The sequence below is a fragment of the Enterorhabdus sp. P55 genome (genome assembly GCF_009911695.1).
Lineage (GTDB): Bacteria > Actinomycetota > Coriobacteriia > Coriobacteriales > Eggerthellaceae > Enterorhabdus.
In genome coordinates, this window is record NZ_QWKK01000190.1 from 1 (window position 1) to 2380 (window position 2380).

The 2380-nt window shown below is 72.8% G+C and carries 3 protein-coding genes; all 3 read right to left on the reverse strand.

The window, feature by feature from the left end:
- Positions 1-50 precede the first annotated feature (50 nt).
- The gene (gene aroQ / locus D1643_RS10620; protein WP_236643566.1) at positions 51-557 is read right to left on the reverse strand and encodes a type II 3-dehydroquinate dehydratase; all 507 of its coding nucleotides are present in this window, start codon (positions 555-557) and stop codon (positions 51-53) included.
- A 125-nt stretch (positions 558-682) separates the two neighbouring features.
- Positions 683-1795: a 3-dehydroquinate synthase gene (gene aroB / locus D1643_RS10625; RefSeq protein ID WP_160710581.1), complete on the reverse strand. Its 1113-nt coding sequence runs from the start codon at positions 1793-1795 to the stop codon at positions 683-685.
- Positions 1777-2310, reverse strand: coding sequence for a shikimate kinase (locus D1643_RS10630; RefSeq protein WP_160710582.1), 534 nt, complete (start codon positions 2308-2310; stop codon positions 1777-1779). The genes aroB and D1643_RS10630 overlap by 19 nt, the downstream gene beginning before the upstream one ends.
- Between the last annotated feature and the right edge of the window lie 70 nt (positions 2311-2380).

Genomic DNA, 2380 nt, shown 5'->3' on the forward strand with positions numbered 1-2380 from the left:
CGCGCGGGCGTCGGCGGCCGTCATGGCCAGCGGCGCCTCAGCGCCGGCGCTCATCGCGCGCCCCCTGCCGCCGGGCCCTCGGCCGCAGGCGCGCTCGCCGCCTCACTCGCCCCGTCCTTCCCCGCCGGGCCGTCCAGCAGGATGTCGAGCGCACGCAGGTAGCCCGCCTTCCCCAAGCCCTTCACCTGGGCGATGCAGGCCGGCGCGATGACCGACACGCGGCGGAACTCCTCGCGCGCCTCGATGTCCGACAGGTGGATCTCCACCACCGGAACGTCGATGGTCTCCACCGCGTCATGGAGCGCGTAGGAGTAGTGGGTGTGGGCGCCGGGATTGTAGACGATGCCGTCGTAGCAGCCGTAGGCCTCGTGCAGCCGGTCGATGAGCGCGCCTTCGTGGTTGGACTGGAAGCAGTCCACCGCAGCGCCGCGCTCGGCCGCGTAGGCGGCGAACTCTGCCTCGATGGTCGCCAGGGTGTCCGTGCCGTAGATGGCCGGGTCGCGCACCCCCAGCATGTTGAGGTTGGGCCCGTTCATGAGCAGGATCTTCTTCATCATGCCTTCCTTCCGTATGCGTTGGGCCCCGCCACGAGGGAGAGACCGCATGCCGTCTGCTCCGGCTGGCGCGCTCCGCGGCGGGAGGGGCGGCGCGGGCCGTGAGGCCCCGCGCGCCGCGGGCGGGCCTAGGCCTTGGTCGCCTCCCAGGCGCGCAGGTGCTCCAAGATGACGGCATCGTCCACGTCGACGAGCTCCCAGCGCCCCACGTCCACGGGCACGACAAAGCGCACCACGCCGGCGCGCGCCTTCTTGTCGCGCTTCATGGCGTCGAGCATCTCCTCGGGCGCGGCCGACCACGCGAGCGGCTCCAACCCCAGCGCGTCGAGCAGCTCGTCTTGCGCGCTCACCAGCTCCTCAGGCGTGCCGGCGAGCGCCGTCCCCAGGCGCGCGGCGAAGCGCATGCCCTCGGCCACCGCGGCGCCGTGCGAGTACGTGCCGTAGCCGGAGAGCGCCTCCACGGCATGGCCCAGGGTGTGGCCGTAGTTGAGGCACTCGCGCACCCCGCGACTCTCCGTCTTGTCCTCGGATACCACGCGCGCCTTGAACACGACGCAGCGCGCGATGGCCTCGGCCGTGACGGCCTCGTCGCGCGCGGCCAGGGCCGCGGCGTTGTCCAGCAGCCAGAAGAAGAAGTCGTCAGAGTCGATGACCGCGGACTTCGCCACCTCGGCGCAGCCGCAGCACCACTCGCGCTCGGACAGCGTGGCGAGCGTGGCGGTGGAGGCGCACACGTAGGCGGGCTGCTTGAACGTGCCCACCAGGTTCTTTCCCGCCTCCAGGTTGACGCCGGTCTTGCCGCCCACCGACGAGTCCACCATGGCCAAGAGCGTCGTAGGCACCTGCACCACGGGGATCCCGCGCATGTAGGTGGAGGCGGCGAAGCCGGCCAGGTCGCCCACGACGCCGCCGCCGAGGGCCACCACGGCGCAGTCACGCGTGAGCCCGAGGCCCGCCATGGCCTCCCACACCTCGCCGATCACCGCGAGGGACTTCGAGCCCTCCCCCGCCGGCACCACGATATCGGCCGCGCGGAAGCCCGCCTGGGAGAGCGACGCCTTGGCCGCGTCCAGGTAGAGCGGCGCCACGTTGTCGTCGGAGATGACGAGCAGGCGCGGCGCGGCGGCCACGGCGGGCAGCTGGCGCAGCGCGGCGCCGAGGCCGTCGAGCACGTCGACCCCCACGCGCACGGCGTAGGAGGCCTCGTCGGGAATGTTCACCACTATCTTGGTCGCCGGCATAGGATGCCCTCCTTCTCGAGCAGGCGCTGAACCTCGCGGGCGATGGCCGCGACCCCCTTGCCTGCGGTATCGACGGTTACGTCGGCCACGGCCTCGTAGAGCGGCAGGCGCTCCTCGCAGCGGGCGCGGGCGGCCTCGAGGTCTTGGAAGAGCGGGCGCGACGAGGTGTCGCTGATGCGCGAGGCCGCCTCGTCGGCGGTGACGCGCAGATACACCACGAAGCCGCCCTCGGCCAGGATGGCGCGGTTCTCCTCGCGCAGGATGACGCCGCCGCCGCAGGACACGAGCAGCGGCTCCTTGGCAGCCAGCTCGGCCAGCACGTCAGTCTCCACGGCGCGGAAGCCCTCCTCGCCCGACTCGGCGAAGATCTCCTTCACGCGCTTGCCCTCGCGCCGCTCGAGGTAGGTGTCCATGTCCACGGACGCCACCGAGCAGCTCCGGGCGAGCCGTCGCGCCACCGAGGTCTTGCCCGCGCCCATGAAGCCGACGAAGAACACGGGCCGGGCGAGCTCCATGGGCTCGGGCCGCCGAGCCTCAGGCGCCGGAGCCGGGCGCGCGCCGCCGGGCCGGGCCCCGCGCGCCGCC